Source organism: Pseudoclavibacter sp. RFBA6, assembly GCF_002931575.1.
Classification (GTDB): Bacteria; Actinomycetota; Actinomycetes; order Actinomycetales; family Microbacteriaceae; genus Pseudoclavibacter; species Pseudoclavibacter terrae.
Map to the genome: position 1 here is coordinate 353,834 of NZ_PSUA01000005.1, position 16,648 is coordinate 370,481.

The window sequence follows — 16,648 nt, forward strand, 5'->3', positions numbered from 1 at the left end:
TTCAGTCGTCGTCAGCGGTCCCGGATGCGACACCCGCGGAGATCGCGGACATCACGGACGCATCGGTGAGCGTGGTCGTGTCGCCCACGGCCTTGCCGTCCGCCACGTCTCGAAGCAGGCGGCGCATGATCTTGCCGGAACGCGTCTTCGGCAGCTCGGCGACGACGTACACCTGGCGCGGCCTGGCGATCGCGCCGATCTTCGTCGAGACGTGCGAGCGCAGCACCTGGGGTGCATCCGACGCCTCGATCTCGGCCTTCTTGCTCTCCTTGAGCACGACGAACGCGACGACCGCCTGCCCCGTCGTCTCATCGCTTGCGCCGACGACCGCCGACTCGGCGACGAACGGGTGGTCGACGAGCGCCGACTCGATCTCCGTCGTCGACAGCCGGTGCCCGGAGACGTTCATGACGTCGTCGACCCGACCGAGCAGCCACAGGTGGCCGTCCTTGTCGACGCCCGCGCCATCGCCCGCGAAGTAGCGCCCGGGGAACTGCGACCAGTACGTCTCGATGAACCGCTCGCGGTCGCCGTAGATGCCGCGCGCCATGGAAGGCCACGGCTCGGTGATCGTGAGCAGCCCCATCTCACCCGGATTGACCCGCTCGCCCTGGTCGTCGACGACCTCGACGACAACACCGGGCACCGGCACCTGCGCGGCACCGGGTTTGAGCGCCACCTGGCTGGGGATCGCGGAGATCATGATGGCCCCCGTCTCCGTCTGCCACCACGTGTCGACGACCGGCACCCGGTTGCCGCCGATGACCTCCCGGTACCAGGCCCACGCCTCCGGGTTGATCGGCTCGCCCACCGAGCCGAGCAGGCGGATCGATGAGAGGTCGTACTTGGCGGGGATCTGCCTGCCCGACTTCATGTAGCCGCGGATCGCCGTCGGCGCCGTGTAGAAGATCGTGACGCCGTAGCGCTGGATGATGTCGAACCAGCGGCCGAGGTCCGGAGTGTCGTGCGTGCCCTCGTACATGACCTGCGTCGCGCCGTTGGCCAGGGGCCCGTAGACGAAGTAGCTGTGCCCCGTCACCCAGCCGACGTCGGCCGAGCACCAGTACACGTCCTGCTCCGGCTTGAGATCGAAGATCGTGCGGTGCGTGAACGAGGTCTGCGTGAGGTAGCCGCCCGTCGTGTGCAGCAACCCCTTCGGCTTCCCCGTGGTGCCCGACGTGTAGAGGATGAACAGCGGATGCTCGGCGGGGAACGGCTTGGCGACGTGCTCGTCGCCGACCTGTGCGATCTCCTCGTCCCACCACAGGTCCCTGCCCGGCGTGAGCGACACCTCGTTGTCGGCACGACGCACTACGAGGACATGCTGGACGGTGTGCCCCTCGGCCTCGAGCGCCGCATCCACGGTCTCCTTGAGTGGGAAGATGCGGCCCTTGCGGATGCTGCCGTCGCTCGTGATGACGAGCTTGGCGTTCGCATCCTCGACGCGGCTGCGGATGGAGTCGGCGCTGAACCCGCCGAAGATGACGGAGTGCACGGCGCCGATGCGCGCGCAGGCGAGCATCGCGACGACGGTCTCTGGGATCATCGGCATGTAGATCGCGACGACGTCCCCTGCCGTGACGCCGAGGCTCTCCAGGAGGTTCGCGGCACGCTTGACCTCGCCGAGGAGGTCCGAGTACGTGATGGTGCGCTTGTCGCCAGGCTCGCCCTCCCAATAGATCGCGACCCGGTCTCCGTTGCCGGCGAGCACGTGGCGGTCGACGCAGTTGTAGCTGGCGTTGAGCGTGCCGTCGCCGAACCACTTCGCGAACGGGGCGTCGCTCCAGTCGAGGACCTCTGTGAAGGGGGTCGACCAGTGCAGCTCCCTGGCCTGGTCCGCCCAGAAGCCGAGCCTGTCCTCCTCGGCGCGCGCCATGAGGTCTGCGGGTACGGGGGATGAGGACGTGAAGTCGTCGCTTGGCGGGAAGGTCTCGAGGTCTTCCAGGAGGTGTTCGATCTTGTCAGCCACCACAGGTCCTTTCGCGTCATTGCGATCCGGCACCGCCTCAATGCGGCGCAGCGTGCCAGAAGTCTACGGAGCGAGGATGTGCCGTGACTCCCGCCTTTTGGGGGGAATGTCCGCGGGCTTCGGTGGCAGGCCGTCTCGTTTCGGGCGCATGTGAACCCGAACGTGTGCCAGCCGTGGCGCAGTCCATGCCACGTGGACGCGTCAGCGCGCGGCGTGTCGAGGGTGAAAAATGCGGCAGATACCGTGACCTCGCGCGGAAGTGCGGGCTGCAGGCGAACATTTTTCGATAGCCAGCCACCTGGCTGCTTTTCCGGACCAAATATGCACTACCATGGACCTCGATGGTTTCGCTCTCTGTCGCAACTATCGTCGCTCTGCAGCAATCAACCCCCCCCTGAACGCTGCATGAGCTGAGGCGCTCGGATATCCCCCTGTCCGGGCGCCTCTTCAATTCTCCTGCGACCCCGGTCCGGCGCGACTCCGTCGTCGCCTGCCCTGTGCACAGTGGTCCATGCACAGCCGCGACATCGTTCGAACTCGACGGCCTCTGGTGTTCGTACGCTTCGTGCATGGCACACGGCTCAGCTCTTGAAACGACATCAGGCCAGCGCTTCGTCGCTCGTCCGGCCTCGCAGCGTGCGGCCTCGCTGCCGTTGCTGCCGCGCACCGCGGAGAGTGTTCCGCGATCCGTTCGGACATTGACGCGAGGTCAGGCCGACGCGTTCGGTCCCCTGGCGATGTACGTCGCCGATGGCGACGTCACCGACCTCTTCGTCAACGGCACCGGCGGGCTCTTCGTCGATCGAGGCAGCGGTGCCGAGCGGGAAGATTCCTGGGTGGCGCCGAGCGAGCGGGTGCTGCGTGAACTGGCCGTCCGCATCGTCGCTGCAGGCGGCAGGCACCTCGACGAGTCCGCGCCGTGCGTCGACGTGCGCATCGCCGACGGCATCCGCGTGCACGCCGTCCTGCCGCCGGTGTCGATCTCCGGCACGCTCCTCTCCATTCGGGCGCCGAGAGTCCGCCAGCTCACCATCGAACAGCTCGACCGGCAGGCGTTCTTCTCCCCTGGCGCGGAGGAGCTCGTGAGGGAAGCGGTGCGGGCTCGCGCCAACGTGCTCATCACCGGCGCCGGCGGAAGCGGGAAGACGACGTTCCTCTCCGCGATCCTCTCGGAGTCAGACCCCCGCGACCGCATCGTCGTGATCGAGGACGTCGCAGAGCTCCGCATCGCGCATCCCCACAGCGTCTCGCTCGAGGCGAGACAGGCGAACATCGAGGGTGCAGGGAGCGTGCCGCTCGAACGGCTCGTCCGCGAGTCGCTGCGGATGCGCCCGGACAGGCTCGTGCTCGGCGAATGTCGCGGCGCCGAACTCCGGGAGCTCCTGGCCGCGCTCAACACGGGACACGACGGTGGCGCTGGGACGCTCCACGCGAACTCCCTCACCGACGTGCCCTCGCGTCTCGAGGCGCTCGGCGCGCTTGCCGGCATGACGCAGGATGCGGTCGCCAGGCAGACCGTGAGCGCGATCGACCTCGTCATGCACGTCGAGCGCTCGTCCGTCGGGCACCGGCGGCTCGCCGACATCGGGGAGTTCTGCGTCGATGAGGCCGGACGCCTGGCGATCGCATCGGTCCTGCGTCGGGCATCGGGCCAGGCGGAGAACGTCACGACCCTCTCGCATGCCACCACCGGTGCGGCTGATGGCGGCCACGGGGAGGGTAGCCGGCGCGAGCCCGGTCACCGGAGTCTCGGCCGGCGATGACCGAGCATGAGGTCGACGCTGCGGAGCGCACCGCGGCGGTCGTCGAGCGACTCGCAGCCCTGCTCGCAGGCGGCACGACGTCGGATTCTGCGTGGCAGCACGTCGCGAGCTTCGCTGCCTCCGAGGAATCGCCGAGGCTCGGACGAACCGGCTGGAGGCGGCGCGCGTCATGGGTGGAAACCAGGCTGCGCGTGGGGATTCCCCGGCCCGCGCGGTGGCGCGCCGCCGCCGGCGATCCCGTCGAGCTCACCATCGCGAGAGGCGTGCGCGCTGGCGAGCGAGTTGGCACGATGCTCCGGGAGCGCGAGGAGCCGAGCTGGCGAGCCCTCGGGTGCGCCTGGTCCCTCGCCGAGAGCACGGGAGCCCCGCTTGCCCGGGGTCTCGGCGAGCTGGCCCAGACGTTCCGCGACTTCGGCGCCTCCGAACGGGAGGTCCAACTCGCGCTCGCGGGCCCGAGCAGCGCCGCACGGCTCGTCATGGCGTTGCCCGCCGTCGGAATCCTTCTCGGGCTCGCGCTCGGCTTCGACAGTCTCGGCATGCTCTTCGGGACGCCCATCGGCCTCGCCTGCCTTGGGGGAGGGGCCGCCCTCATGGTCACCGCGCACCTCTGGAACAGGGCACTCATCGCAGCGGCGTCACGACGAGAGCAGCTGCCCGGCCTCGCCCTGGACCTGACGGCACTCGGGATGCTGGGAGGCGCATCCGTCGCCGCGGTCCGCCCACTGGTGCAGCGCGCACTCGACGACGCGGCGCTCGGTACCGGTCGGCACTCCACGGCGCGAACGGGCCTCGGCGGCGGGCGCGTCGACCGGGTGCTGGAGCTCGCCCGCGAGGCCGGGGTGCCCGCCGCATCCCTCTTGCGCAGCGAAGCCGCGCTCGAGCGACGCGACGCGCGCGCCGCATCGAGCAAGCAGGCGGCCGAACTCGGCGTGCGACTCATGCTGCCGCTCGGCCTGTGCGTGCTCCCGGCCTTCCTCCTGCTCGGCGTCGCCCCGCTCATCCTCGCCGTCGTGACCCAGACCATCTCGCGGCTCTGAGCCGCCCGAAACGCCCGTGCCGCATTCGAACCGTCGATACGTAATAAGAGAGGTACACCCATGTTCCAGATCACGACCTTCGGCGACGCATCCCGCGGCCTGCTGAGCAGACTCCGGCAGCGGATGCGCGATGACGAGGGGGCGGCGACAGCCGAGTACGCGATCGCGACGATGGCAGCCGTCGCGTTCGCGGGGCTCCTCGTCGTCATCATGCAGAGCGATGAGGTCAAGGGCCTGCTCGAGAACATCATCCGCACCGCACTCACGCTGGACGAATGATGCGCCGGGTGCCCCGATGGCTCCCGCCCGCGAGCTCGCAACGTGGGTCGGCGACGGCGGAGTTCGCCATCGCGGCACCCGTGGTCGTCCTCCTGCTCGCCTTCTGCCTGACGGGACTGCAGGGCGTCGTCGTGCAGATCCGGTTGCAGGATGCCGTCGCCGACGCTGTCAGGCTCGTGGCACGTGGTGACGACGAGGCCATCGCTCGCGAGTACGTGCATTCGCTCGTACCCGACGCGGAACTCGAGATCAGCCGGCCAGACGGCCTCGTCTGCGCGCGCGCATCCACGCCACTCGTCCTCGGCGAGCGCGTACTCCCCGTGGACATCGGCGCCCGCGCCTGCGCCCTCGGCGGCGGACGATGAGCGCCGAGGCGTCGGCACCTCCCCGAAACCTGGGCGGAGAACGGGGCGCCGGCGGAGTCGTGATGCTGGCGGTCTCGCTCCTTCTCCTTGCGCTCACCGTCGGAGCCGTCAACGTGCTGTCGGCATTCCCCGCCAAGCAGACAGCACACGCCGCGGCCGACGCCGGCGCCCTCGCCGCCGCCGACGTCGCGTCAGGGCTGAAGCCGGGCGATCCGTGCGAGGAAGCAGCCCGTGTCGTCACCGCGAACGGCGCCTCGCTCGAGGCCTGCACGGTCAGCGGCCGTGAGGCCGTTGTGCGAGTTCGTGTAGAGTCCGGCCCGTTCGTCTTTTCGGAACCATCGAGGGCAGGACCGCCACCTCGCTGAGAAGCCGTGAAGCGGAGCCGCCGGCAGTCGGAGGCCTTCCGCCCAGCCACCCCGTCCATATAATGACGCCCACGGGTGGCAACAGCCCCCACATAACTCCGGCCAGCCGGAATCGTCGTGCGAAAGCACGCAGACCCATCCAAGGAACGCTTGTGTCAGGCAGCAACACACTGGTCATCGTCGAGTCGCCGACCAAAGTGAAGAGCATCTCGCAGTATCTCGGTGATGACTACACCGTGCTCGCCAGCGTCGGACACATCCGCGACCTCATCGAGCCCAAGAACCTCCCGCCCGAACTCAAGAAGGGCTCCCTCGGGAAGTTCAGCGTCGACGTCGACAACGGCTTCGAGCCGTACTACGTGGTCTCCGACCAGAAGAAGAAGACCGTCGCCGAGCTCAAGCGGGCGCTCAAGGACGCCGACGAGCTCATCCTCGCAACTGATGAGGACCGCGAAGGGGAGGCCATCGCCTGGCACCTCCTGCAGGTGCTCCAGCCGAAGGTCCCCGTCAAGCGCATGGTGTTCCACGAGATCACCCGCGAGGCGATCGAAGCCGCGAAGGACCGCACACGCGACATCGACGTGCACCTCGTCGACGCGCAGGAGACCAGGCGCATCCTCGACCGCCTCTACGGCTACGAGGTGTCGCCCGTGCTGTGGCGCAAGGTCGGCCCCGGGCTCTCCGCCGGCCGCGTGCAGTCAGCCGCGACACGCCTCATCGTCGACCGCGAGCGCGAACGTCTCGCATTCGTGAAGGCCAGCTACTGGGGTGTCGAAGCCCGCTTCGCGCCAGAGCAGGGCAAGGACGGCTCGGCGTTCGTCGCCCGTCTGACGAAGCTCGACGGCGAGCGCGTCGCCACCGGACGCGACTTCGACGACCACGGTGTGCTCAAGAACTCCTCCGTGATCCTCGGCGAAGCCGAGGCGACCACCATGACCGTGCAGCTCACGGCCGGCACGGTCCCCGTCACGGTGTCCTCCGTCGAGTCCAAGCCGTACACTCGACGCCCCGCCGCGCCGTTCACGACCTCGACCCTGCAGCAGGAGGCCGCCCGCAAGCTGCGCTTCACTGCACGACAGACGATGAGCGTCGCCCAGTCGCTGTACGAGAACGGCTACATCACGTACATGCGTACCGACTCCTCGTCGCTGTCGTCGCAGGCGCTCAACGCTGCGCGCACGCAGGCCGCCAAGCTCTACGGAGCCGAGACGGTTCCATCGGCGCCTCGCCTCTACGGCTCGAAGTCGAAGAACGCGCAGGAAGCGCACGAGGCCGTCAGGCCCGCCGGGTCCACGTTCGCGCTGCCGAGCGAGCTTCGACCCAAGCTGAGCCCCAACGACTTCAAGCTGTACGACCTCATCTGGAAGCGCACCATCGCCTCGCAGATGGCTGACGCAAAGGGCCAGACAGCGACCGTCACGATCGACGCCTCGCCCATCGACGTCTCCGATGCGCAGGGCACCGTCACCAGCCGCGTCGCCGAGTTCCAGGCGTCCGGCACCGTCATCACCTTCCGCGGCTTCCTCGCCGCCTACGAGGAAGGGAAAGACGAGGCGCGCGACGACTCGACCACAGCAGAAGCGAAGCTGCCGCCGCTCACCAAGGGGCAGAAGCTCGACCCGGAGACGGCAGACGCGAAGAGCCACGAGACCAGCCCGCCCCCGCGCTACACGGAGGCGAGCCTCGTCAAGACCCTCGACGAGCTCGGCATCGGCCGCCCGTCGACGTATGCGTCCATCATCTCCACCATCATCGACCGCGGATACGTCGCCCCGCGCGGCAGCGCGCTCGTTCCCAGCTGGACGGCATTCTCCGTCGTGCGCCTCCTCGAAGAGCACTTCCACGACCTCGTCGAGTACAACTTCACGGCGCAGATGGAAGGCGACCTCGACCGCATCGCCGCAGGCACCGAGCAGCGCAACGACTGGCTGCGCGGGTTCTACTTCGGAACCGACGACCACAAGGGGCTCCGCGGCGTCATCGACAACCTCGGCGAGATCGATGCGCGCGAGATCAACTCGACCCCGCTCGCCGACGGCATCGTCCTGCGCATCGGACGCTACGGCCCCTACCTCGAGGTCGCTCCCGAGACCGAGGGCGAGACCCCGCGGCGCGTCAACGTCCCCGAGGACCTGGCTCCAGACGAGCTGACGGCGGAGAAGGCCGTCGAGCTCGTCGAAGCGCCCATCCAGACGGATCGCGTGCTCGGCGTCGTCCCCGAAACCGGCAAGCGCATCGTCGTGAAGGACGGCCGGTTCGGCCCGTACGTGACCGAGGCTCCGTCTGAGGCCGAGGAAGCCGCCGCTGAGGCTGAGGCCAAGGCGAAGGCACTCGCGGAGGAAGCCGAAGCGAAGGCAGCCGCTGCCGAGGGTCGTCCCGTCAAGAAGCCGCGCGCCAAAAAGGCCGCAGCCGCCGAGAAGCCACGCACGGCGTCCCTCTTCAAGTCGATGATCCCAGAGCAGGTCACCTACGAGCAGGCGATCGGGCTGCTCGAGCTGCCCAGGGTGGTCGGCGTCGACGCCGAGACGGGTGCCGAGATCACGGCCCAGAACGGCCGGTACGGGCCGTACCTGAAGAAGGGCACCGACACGCGGTCCCTCACGAGCGAGGACGAGATCTTCACCGTCACGCTCGAGGCCGCCAACGAGCTCTTCGCCCAGCCCAAGTACGGGGCACGCACGACGAAGGCGGCCATCAAGGAGTTCGAAGCCGACCCCGTGAGCGGCAAGCCGATCAAGATCAAGGACGGTCGCTTCGGCCCGTACGTCACCGACGGCGAGACCAACGTGACCGTGTCACGCGGCGCCAACCCGGAGGACGTCACGTTCGAGGAAGCCGTGCAGATGCTCGCCGACAAGCGCGCCAAGGGTCCGGTGAAACGCAAGACCACGGCAGCGAAGAAGCCTGCAGCGAAGAAGCCCGCCGCCAAGAAGCCCGCCGCCTCCAAGGCAGCAGCGACGAAGACGACGGCAGCGAAGAAGCCTGCCGCGAAGCGCGCGCCAGCCAAGAAGCCTGCGGCCAAGGCCAGCGGGGCAGCAAGCAGCGAATGACGGGCCTCTTCATCACGCTCGAGGGCGGCGACGGCGCGGGCAAATCAACGCACTCGGCCCTGCTCGAGGACTGGCTGGCGGGCCTCGGGCAGACGGTCGTGCGCACGCGCGAACCGGGCGGCACCGATCTCGGCGCCGACATCCGCGAGCTCGTGCTGCACCGCAAGGGACACATGGACGCCAGAGCCGAGGCGCTCCTGTACGCCGCCGACCGTGCACACCACATCGCAACCGTCGTCCGGCCAGCGCTCGAGCGCGGCGACATCGTCGTGCAGGACCGCTACCTCGACTCCTCCATCGCCTACCAGGGCACGGGCCGCGAGCTCGGTGCCGACGAGGTCAGGGACCTCTCGCTGTGGGCCTCGCGCGGCCTGCTCCCCGACCTCACCGTGCTCTTCGACCTCGATCCGGAAGAGGGGCGCAGACGCATCGGCGCGACCCGCGGCACCTACGATCGGCTCGAAGCCGAATCGAAGGACTTCCACGACGCCGTCCGCGCCGCCTTCCTCGGCCTCGCCGCCGCCGAGCCGGACAGATTCCTCGTGATCGACGCGACCCAACCCCGAGAGCGTGTGGCCGAGCGCATCCGCACCCGCGTCGCCGAGCTCCTCGAGCGGCGCCCGGTCGGCGCGTAGCCATGACCGTCTGGGACGACCTCTCCGGTCAGGACGACGCGATCGCCCTGTTCTCGAACGCGGCGAAGGCCTCCAAGCGCGGTGCAGTGGACACGAGCGGCATGACGAACTCGTGGCTCATCACCGGCCCACCCGGTTCCGGTCGAAGCAACATGGGCTACGCCTTCGCGGCGGCACTGCTGTGCCCGAACGACGGATGCGGCGTCTGCCCGTCCTGCGTGCAGGTGCGCGCCCGCTCGCACCCCGACCTCACGGCCGTCGTCACGGAAACCGTGCAGCTCGACATCAAGACGGCACGCGAACTCGTCGAGCGCGCATCCATGTCGCCGATGACCGGGCGTTACCGGGTCATCCTCGTCGAAGACGCCGACCGCATGGTCGCACGCACCTCGAACACGCTGCTCAAGGCCATCGAAGAGCCCCCGGAGTCGACCGTGTGGGTGCTCTGCGCGCCCAGCGAGGCCGACCTGCTGCCCACGATCCGCTCACGCGTCCGCAGCGTGCGGCTTCGGGTGCCGGAAGTCCGAGACGTCGCCGGACTGCTCGTGCGTCGCGACGGCATCGAACCGGAGATCGCCCTGCGGGCCGCACGCGAGGCGCAGAGCCACGTCGGCATGGCCAAGCGACTCGCCACGAGCGAAGAGGCGTGGGGCCGCCGCGACGCGTCCCTCGACGGCCTGCTCGACATCCGCACCACCGGTGACGCCGTCCGGAAGGCCGCGCAACTCGTCGCCATCGCCGACGAGGACGCCACCGCCAACGCGGCAGACCGCGACGACAAGGAGCGGGCAGCCGCATTCCGGTCCCTCGGACTCACCCCGGGCCAGGCAGTGCCGAGGCAGCTGCGCGGACAGATCCGCGAACTCGAAGAGCATCAGAAGCGCAGAGCCAAGCGCGGTCAGGTCGACGCGATCGATCGCATCCTGACCGACTCGGTCTCCCTGCTGCGAGACCTGCTCATGCTGCAGCTCGCACTCCCGGTCGAGCTCGTCAACGAGCACCGACGGCGCGAACTGGAATCCGCAACCAGCTCCCGCAGCTCCGACGACGTGCTCACGAGCATCGACGCGGCGAGCAAAGCCAGAGCACGACTCGCCGCAAACGTTCCCGTGGCGCTTGTCCTCGAGGCATTCTTGATCAGCTGGACGACGAAGCAGCAGGGAGCATCATGACCAGACCCACCACTCGTCGCGCGACGACGCGCAGCATCCGCGCCTCGCTCCTCACCGGCGCAGCCGTCTTCCTGCTCAGCGGATGCACGCTCGTCACGACGCTTGCAGGCGGAGGCTCCGGCGGGGGCGGCGGGCAGACGGAGGACGTCGACGTCATCCCGACCGGCCTCGACCCCAGCATCCAGACCTTCTACGAGCAGGACCTCGGCTGGGACGAGTGCGGCAGCGGTCTCGAATGCGCAACCGCGGAAGCTCCCATGGACTGGGCAGACGGGACCTCGGAGCAGATCGAGCTCGCCATGGTGAAGGTACCCGCATCGAGCGGCAACCCGATCGGGACGATCTTCACCAACCCCGGCGGCCCCGGCGCATCCGGAGTCTCGTTCGTGCGCGACAGCGCCCAGTATGTCTTCACGCCGGAGCTCATGGAGGACTTCGACATCGTGGGCTGGGACCCGCGCGGTGTCGGTGAGTCGAGCGCGGTCGAGTGCCGGGACGATGCCGGCATGGACGAGTGGTTCTACGGCGTCGACGAGAACCTCGATCCGGACACCGCGACCGACGAGCAGATCATCGCCGAGGTCACCGCGAACTCGAAGGAGTTCGCCGACGACTGCCTCGAGAACACCGGAGCGCTCCTCGAGTTCGTCGACACGAAGAGCACCGTGCAGGACCTCGACCTGCTGCGCGCGCTCGTCGGCGACCCCAAGGTCAACTACTTCGGGTTCTCCTACGGCACCGACATCGGCGCGCAGTACATCGACATGTTCCCGGAAACCGTCGGCCGCGTCGTGCTCGACGGCGCCACGGACCCGACCCTGTCGACGTTCGAGGTGGTGCTCGCCCAGCAGGGGGCCTTCGGCGAGGCCACCCGCACCTACCTCGAAGACTGCCTGACCACGACGAGCTGCCCGTTCACCGGCACCGTCGACGAGGCGATCGCGAAGATCAACACCCTCATGGCAGAGGCCGACGACACCCTCCCCGTGAACGCAGACGGCCGCAAGCTCACAAGCGGGGTCATCGACACGGCCATCAGCTCGGCCCTCTACAACAACCAGAGCTGGCCGTACCTGAGCGACGCATTCGCCACCTTCGAGACAGCCGGCGACCCCGCAGGCTTTTTCGCGCTCAGCGACTCCTACTACGGACGCGGCCCCGACGGCACCTACGCCGACAACATGTTCGAGGCCTTCACCGCCATCAACTGCCTCGACTACCCGGTGGAGACCGATCCGGCCAAGATCGCCGACTTCAACCGACAGATCGCAGAATCGACGCCGATCGGCATTCCGGGACCCGAAGCGCTCGGGGACACGACCTGCCAGCAGTGGGCATTCCCCTCCACGAACGAGCTCGCACCCGTCACGGGCGCAGGAGCCGACCCCGTCCTCGTCATCGGCACGACCGGAGACCCAGCCACGCCGTATGCGTGGGCGGAGGCCGTGACCGAGCAGCTCGAGTCGGCCACGCTGCTCACCTTCGAAGGCGAAGGACACCTCGCCTACACGCAGGGCGACAGCTGCATCACCGGAGCTGTCGACGCCTACTTCATCGACGGCACCATGCCCGCCGAAGGGCTGGTCTGCTGACCGCGACACCCCGATGTGCACTTGAGCAAAGTGTGCGTTATGCTTTGGTGTCGAGTTCAGCACCCCAGGGAGCTGAGCTGCAGGCAGGCCGCCTTAGCTCAGTCGGCAGAGCGATTCACTCGTAATGAATAGGTCGCGAGTTCGATTCTCGCAGGCGGCCCCATCGCCCCTCCGCACTTCGGTGCGGAGGGGCTCTTGTCTTCCCGGTCACCCCGCCTCCCGTACGCTGAACAGATGCTCGAGCGCAGGCACCACCTCCCCGATCAGCATCCGCCACTCGCGTTCCCGGCGCTGCGGAGCCCGGCGCACCAGCTGGGACCTGGCGAGCCGTTCGACTTCTCGCGACGGGTCGCCGTCATGGCGATCGTCAACCGCACCCCCGACTCCTTCTACGACGACGGGGCGACGTTCGGTCTCCAGAGCGCGGTGGATGCGGTGCTCGCCGCTGAGCGCGCTGGCGCCGACATCGTCGACATCGGCGGGCAGCCGTTCGCTCCAGGGGAAGAGCTCTCGGAGGCGGATGAGATCGCCAGGGTCGTGCCGGTGATCCGCGCTGTCCGCGAGCGCACGGGCGTGCCGATCTCCGCGGAGACGTACCGTGCGCGCGTCGCGGAGGCCTGCATCGAGGCGGGCGCGGGCATCATCAACGACACGAGCGGCCTCCGCGATGAGGACCTCGCGAGAGTCGTGGCGGCCTCCGGCGTGCAGCTCGTCATCACGCACAGCGTCGCGGCGCCGAGGGCGGAGCTCACCCGCCCGCACTACGACGATGTCGTCGGCGAGGTGCGGGCGTTCCTCGAAGCACGCGCCGAACGTGCCCTCGAACTCGGCGTCGGGGAAGAGCAGCTCATCATCGACCCGGGTCATGACCTCAACAAGAACACCATGCACACGCTCGAGCTGACCAGGCGCTTCGACGAGATCTCATCGATCGGCTTCCCCGCGCTCGCCGCCGTCTCCAACAAGGACTTCATCGGGGAGAGCCTCGATCGGGAGAAGCGGGACCGGGTCGCGGGCTCCCTTGCATCCGCCGTCGCGTGCATCCTGCTCGGCGCTCGCATCGTCCGCATGCACAACGTGCCAGAAGCTGTGGATGCGACGAGGATGACCGAAGCGATTCTCGGGCTCCGCGCTCCCGCCTACACCCGCCACAACCTGTAGCGCCCACCCCGCTCGCATCCAACTCACCACTGCCGCGCACATCGGCGTGGCATGCTCTCACCATGAACGCTCCATCCGCGGCGATCCGCTCGCTGCTCGGCCCAGCAGGCGAGCACGGGTGGCTCGACGACGAGCAGCTGCTCGCCCACTACGCCTACCCCGCGAACGGCGCGTTCCGCTTGAACTTCGTCGCGAGCGTCGACGGCGCCGCGATGGGCGGCGACGGCCGGTCGGGGAGCCTCGGCACGGCAGCCGACCATCGGGTCTTCGAGCTGCTGCGTCGCCTCGCCGACCTCGTGCTCGTCGGCGCAGGCACGCTCCGGGACGAGGGATACGTCGGCCTTCGCGTCTCCGAGGCCTCCGTCGCGTGGCGAGAGGCGCGGGGACGGCCAGCGCACCCGACGCTCGGCATCGTCTCGAGCCGCCTGGCCCTCGACCCCAAGCATGAGATGTTCGCGGACGCACCCGTCCCGCCGATCGTCGTCACCCCGGTCTCCGACCCGGAACGGCTCGCACCCTTCCGGGAGGTCGCGACCGTGCTGACCGTGCCAGAGCATCCGGACCGCCCAGGAACCCTCGACGTCACCGAGCTGCGCGCCATGCTGCGAGAGCTCGACCACACCGAGGTGCTCTGCGAGGGTGGGCCCTCGCTCTTCGGCGAGATCAACGCGCAGGGTGCGTTCGACGAGCTCTGCCTCACCGTGTCGCCCGTGCTCGTGGGCGGGACGGAAGGGCGCATCGCGCACTCGGAGACCCTCGCGCAGCATCCGCTGGCTCTCGCTGGGGTCCTCGAATGCGATCACACGCTGCTGCTCCACTACCGGCGCTCGGCCGGGCTCAGCTGACCCGATCTCGAAATCGCACTGCGCGGCCGGTGGCCCGGGTCGCGTGCAGGACGTCAGGCGGCACGCACCCGAGCGCTGGCTAGACTGGCAGCTTGGCGCGGCGTCACGAGACGCGGGTCGCCCAGGTTCCATTCGGAGGTGACATGGCCAGCTCAGGCAGCGCGCGCACGCGGCGCCCAGGTGCTGGCCGCCTGATCGGCTTCGCCCTCGCGGGCGTCCTCGCGCTCGGCGCAGGGTTCGCCGCGGGCGGAGGGGGCTTCGCCGTCGTGGCCCCTGCCTTCGCGGGCGAGGCCCAGGAGCTCGCCCCGAAGACACTCGGTGCCGTCCGGGAGACCCCCGTCGAGGCGCCCGCGGCAGAGCCCGTCCGCACATGCTCCATCGAAGACGTCGCCAGTGCCGGCGCCGCACTCGACTTCCACGGTGTCGTCGTCGACACCCAGAGCGGCGAGACGGTCTACGAGCGGAAGGCGACGGATGCGGTGCCGACGGCCTCCGTCATGAAGCTCCTCACCACGACTGCCGCGATCGAGGTGCTCGGCCCCGACTTCCGCATCCCGACCCGCGCCTACGCAGGCAGCGAGCCCGGAAGCGTCGTCATCGTCGGCGGGGGAGACGTGACGCTCGCCTCGACCGATACCGGCGCGGCCAGCTACTACTCCGGTGCCACGGCGACGCTCGCCGACCTCGCCGCGCAGACCCGGACGGCATGGGCGAACGACCCGAGCCTCTCCGGCACCGCGCTCACGCAGGTGCTCGTCGACGAGTCGGCGTTCAGCGGCGCCGAATGGCAGCCGTCCTGGTCGCAGGCCGACCGCACGGACGGCTACATCAGCCCCATCTCCGCGCTCATGGTCGACGGCGGACGCCAGGACCCGGCGAACCTCGTCTCGCCCCGCACGGAGGATCCGAGCGGGGCCGCGGCCGCCGCGTTCGCCACGAGGCTCGGCGCCTCGACCACGGGCGCGAACGGGTCTGCGCCGGACGGCGCCAAGCTGCTCGGCGAGGTCTGGTCCCAACCCGTCTCCGAACTCGTGCACTACGCGCTCATCGACAGCGACAACAACGTCGCCGAGATGCTCGCGCGTCTCGTGGCGATCGAACAGGGCGTCGGAACGGACTTCGGCGCCATCCAGGACTCGACGAGCAAGGCGCTCTCGACGCTGGGCCTCGACACGAGCGGGCTCGTGCTCGCTGACGGGTCCGGCCTCTCCGCCGATAACCGGGTGCCTCCCGAGCTGGTCGCAGAGCTCCTCCAGACCATCTCGCAGCCCGACGTCGCCGCCTCCCAGCTGCTCGACGACCTCCCCGCGTCAGGCCAGACGGGCACCCTGCAGTCGCGCCTCACACCGCTCGGGGTGCCCCAGGGGGCGATCACCGCGAAGACCGGCTGGATCAACGAGGTCTACGGCCTGGCCGGATACCTGACCGCCGCCGACGGCAGCAGGCTCACGTTCGCGTTCTTCGTCGTCGGTGCCGTCACGCCCGCGAACCGCGACGCGCTCGACACCATCGCCGCGCGCACCTACTCGTGCGGAGCGTCCCTCGCCAACTGGTGACGTCCGCCGGGCGCGATCCGGGTGCGCCTGGCCCATCCAGGCGGCCTGCGGCAGACTGGGGACATGAGCCGTGCACTGCTGATCGTCGACGTCCAGAACGACTTCACCGAGGGCGGCGCCCTCGAGACCGACGGCGGTGCGGCCGTCGCCGCCGGCATCACCGAGCACCTCGCCAGCAGCCGCGAGCAGTACGACGTCGTCGCCGCGTCCCGAGACTGGCACGACGCGGACAGCGACAACGGCGGACACTTCCACGCGCAGCCCGACTTCGTCGACAGCTGGCCGGAGCACTGCGTCGCCGGGACCGCTGGCGCTGACTATCACCCAGCCCTCGACACGAAGCTCGTCGACCTGCACATCTTCAAGGGCCAGGGGTCACCGTCGTACTCGGCGTTCGACGGTTCGACGGCAGAGGGCGAGACGCTCGCCGACGCGCTGCGCGCACGAGGCGTCGACGAGCTCGACGTGGTCGGCATCGCGACCGACCACTGCGTGCGTGCATCCGCCCTCGACGGACAACGGGCCGGGTTCACGGTGCGCGTCATCGACGGACTCACCTCCGCTGTCAGCCCCCAGACGCGAGCCGCTGCTCTCGAGGAGCTCCGCGCCGCCGGCATCACGGTCGAGTAGCCCCGGCTCCCCCGCGCGACGGCGGTCCGCCGTCGCCTCGGCGCTGACCGGGTCCCGTCTTCCGCGTTTCGGGATGGGAGAGTCGCTTCGTTCGGGGAAACTTCCCCGAACGCGGCGATCTTCCCATCCCAGAACGCTGACCGGGTCCGACTTCCGGGTTTCAGGATGGGAGAGTCGCTTCGTGCTGGAAGGTTTCCAAGCACGAAGCGACTTTCCCATCCCGAAAGCA

The 16,648-nt window shown here is 69.1% G+C and carries 14 protein-coding genes and 1 tRNA gene; 14 read left to right on the top strand and 1 reads right to left on the bottom strand.

Going from position 1 to position 16,648, the window contains the following annotated elements; all coding sequences use genetic code 11:
- Nucleotide 1: 1 nt before the first annotated feature.
- Nucleotides 2-1,969, bottom strand: a complete 1,968-nt coding sequence (acs, locus tag C5C17_RS04580; protein ID WP_104252307.1) for an acetate--CoA ligase — start codon at nucleotides 1,967-1,969, stop codon at nucleotides 2-4.
- A gap of 569 nt (nucleotides 1,970-2,538) precedes the next feature.
- Between acs and C5C17_RS04585 the strand changes: the two genes are divergently transcribed.
- From C5C17_RS04585 to C5C17_RS04650, 14 genes are all read left to right on the top strand, one after another.
- A complete protein-coding gene (locus tag C5C17_RS04585) occupies nucleotides 2,539-3,732 on the top strand; it encodes a TadA family conjugal transfer-associated ATPase (protein WP_104252176.1) in 1,194 nt (397 codons plus the stop codon).
- A complete protein-coding gene (locus tag C5C17_RS04590; protein WP_104252177.1) occupies nucleotides 3,729-4,769 on the top strand; it encodes a hypothetical protein in 1,041 nt (346 codons plus the stop codon). Before C5C17_RS04585 ends, C5C17_RS04590 begins: the two co-directional genes overlap by 4 nt.
- A gap of 60 nt (nucleotides 4,770-4,829) precedes the next feature.
- Nucleotides 4,830-5,048: a DUF4244 domain-containing protein gene (locus tag C5C17_RS04595; RefSeq protein ID WP_104252178.1), complete on the top strand. Its 219-nt coding sequence runs from the start codon at nucleotides 4,830-4,832 to the stop codon at nucleotides 5,046-5,048.
- An 8-nt stretch (nucleotides 5,049-5,056) separates the two neighbouring features.
- Nucleotides 5,057-5,413, top strand: coding sequence for a TadE/TadG family type IV pilus assembly protein (locus C5C17_RS04600; RefSeq protein ID WP_258065924.1), 357 nt, complete (start codon nucleotides 5,057-5,059; stop codon nucleotides 5,411-5,413).
- Entirely contained in the window at nucleotides 5,410-5,778 is a 369-nt protein-coding gene (locus C5C17_RS04605) for an Rv3654c family TadE-like protein (RefSeq protein ID WP_104252179.1), read from the top strand. The genes C5C17_RS04600 and C5C17_RS04605 overlap by 4 nt, the downstream gene beginning before the upstream one ends.
- A gap of 152 nt (nucleotides 5,779-5,930) precedes the next feature.
- Entirely contained in the window at nucleotides 5,931-8,828 is a 2,898-nt protein-coding gene (topA, locus tag C5C17_RS04610) for a type I DNA topoisomerase (protein ID WP_244296250.1), read from the top strand.
- Nucleotides 8,825-9,463, top strand: coding sequence for a dTMP kinase (gene tmk, locus C5C17_RS04615; RefSeq protein ID WP_104252181.1), 639 nt, complete (start codon nucleotides 8,825-8,827; stop codon nucleotides 9,461-9,463). The genes topA and tmk overlap by 4 nt, the downstream gene beginning before the upstream one ends.
- 2 nt (nucleotides 9,464-9,465) lie before the next feature.
- Nucleotides 9,466-10,635 carry a DNA polymerase III subunit delta' gene (locus C5C17_RS04620; RefSeq protein WP_104252182.1) on the top strand — a complete coding sequence of 390 codons (1,170 nt, stop codon included), beginning with the start codon at nucleotides 9,466-9,468 and terminating at the stop codon, nucleotides 10,633-10,635.
- Nucleotides 10,632-12,227, top strand: a complete 1,596-nt coding sequence (locus tag C5C17_RS04625) for an alpha/beta hydrolase (RefSeq protein ID WP_104252183.1) — start codon at nucleotides 10,632-10,634, stop codon at nucleotides 12,225-12,227. Before C5C17_RS04620 ends, C5C17_RS04625 begins: the two co-directional genes overlap by 4 nt.
- An 87-nt stretch (nucleotides 12,228-12,314) precedes the next feature.
- A tRNA-Thr gene (locus C5C17_RS04630) sits at nucleotides 12,315-12,390 on the top strand.
- 71 nt (nucleotides 12,391-12,461) lie between these two features.
- Entirely contained in the window at nucleotides 12,462-13,388 is a 927-nt protein-coding gene (gene folP, locus C5C17_RS04635; protein WP_104252184.1) for a dihydropteroate synthase, read from the top strand.
- A gap of 62 nt (nucleotides 13,389-13,450) precedes the next feature.
- The gene (locus C5C17_RS04640) at nucleotides 13,451-14,233 is read left to right on the top strand and encodes a dihydrofolate reductase family protein (protein ID WP_104252185.1); all 783 of its coding nucleotides are present in this window, start codon (nucleotides 13,451-13,453) and stop codon (nucleotides 14,231-14,233) included.
- Between the two features lie 143 nt (nucleotides 14,234-14,376).
- Nucleotides 14,377-15,789 carry a D-alanyl-D-alanine carboxypeptidase/D-alanyl-D-alanine-endopeptidase gene (dacB, locus tag C5C17_RS04645; protein ID WP_104252186.1) on the top strand — a complete coding sequence of 471 codons (1,413 nt, stop codon included), beginning with the start codon at nucleotides 14,377-14,379 and terminating at the stop codon, nucleotides 15,787-15,789.
- 63 nt (nucleotides 15,790-15,852) lie between these two features.
- A complete protein-coding gene (locus C5C17_RS04650; protein WP_104252187.1) occupies nucleotides 15,853-16,419 on the top strand; it encodes an isochorismatase family protein in 567 nt (188 codons plus the stop codon).
- Nucleotides 16,420-16,648 lie beyond the last annotated feature (229 nt).

What these genes read in the sequence shown, in the direction of transcription:
- C5C17_RS04585 (WP_104252176.1), top strand. Translation starts at nt 2,539, where the DNA reads ATGGCACACGGCTCAGCTCTTGAAACGACATCAGGCCAGCGCTTCGTC.
- C5C17_RS04590 (WP_104252177.1), top strand. Translation starts at nt 3,729, where the DNA reads ATGACCGAGCATGAGGTCGACGCTGCGGAGCGCACCGCGGCGGTCGTC.
- C5C17_RS04595 (WP_104252178.1), top strand. Translation starts at nt 4,830, where the DNA reads ATGTTCCAGATCACGACCTTCGGCGACGCATCCCGCGGCCTGCTGAGC.
- C5C17_RS04605 (WP_104252179.1), top strand. Translation starts at nt 5,410, where the DNA reads ATGAGCGCCGAGGCGTCGGCACCTCCCCGAAACCTGGGCGGAGAACGG.
- tmk (WP_104252181.1), top strand. Translation starts at nt 8,825, where the DNA reads ATGACGGGCCTCTTCATCACGCTCGAGGGCGGCGACGGCGCGGGCAAA.
- C5C17_RS04620 (WP_104252182.1), top strand. Translation starts at nt 9,466, where the DNA reads ATGACCGTCTGGGACGACCTCTCCGGTCAGGACGACGCGATCGCCCTG.
- C5C17_RS04625 (WP_104252183.1), top strand. Translation starts at nt 10,632, where the DNA reads ATGACCAGACCCACCACTCGTCGCGCGACGACGCGCAGCATCCGCGCC.
- folP (WP_104252184.1), top strand. Translation starts at nt 12,462, where the DNA reads ATGCTCGAGCGCAGGCACCACCTCCCCGATCAGCATCCGCCACTCGCG.
- C5C17_RS04640 (WP_104252185.1), top strand. Translation starts at nt 13,451, where the DNA reads ATGAACGCTCCATCCGCGGCGATCCGCTCGCTGCTCGGCCCAGCAGGC.
- dacB (WP_104252186.1), top strand. Translation starts at nt 14,377, where the DNA reads ATGGCCAGCTCAGGCAGCGCGCGCACGCGGCGCCCAGGTGCTGGCCGC.
- C5C17_RS04650 (WP_104252187.1), top strand. Translation starts at nt 15,853, where the DNA reads ATGAGCCGTGCACTGCTGATCGTCGACGTCCAGAACGACTTCACCGAG.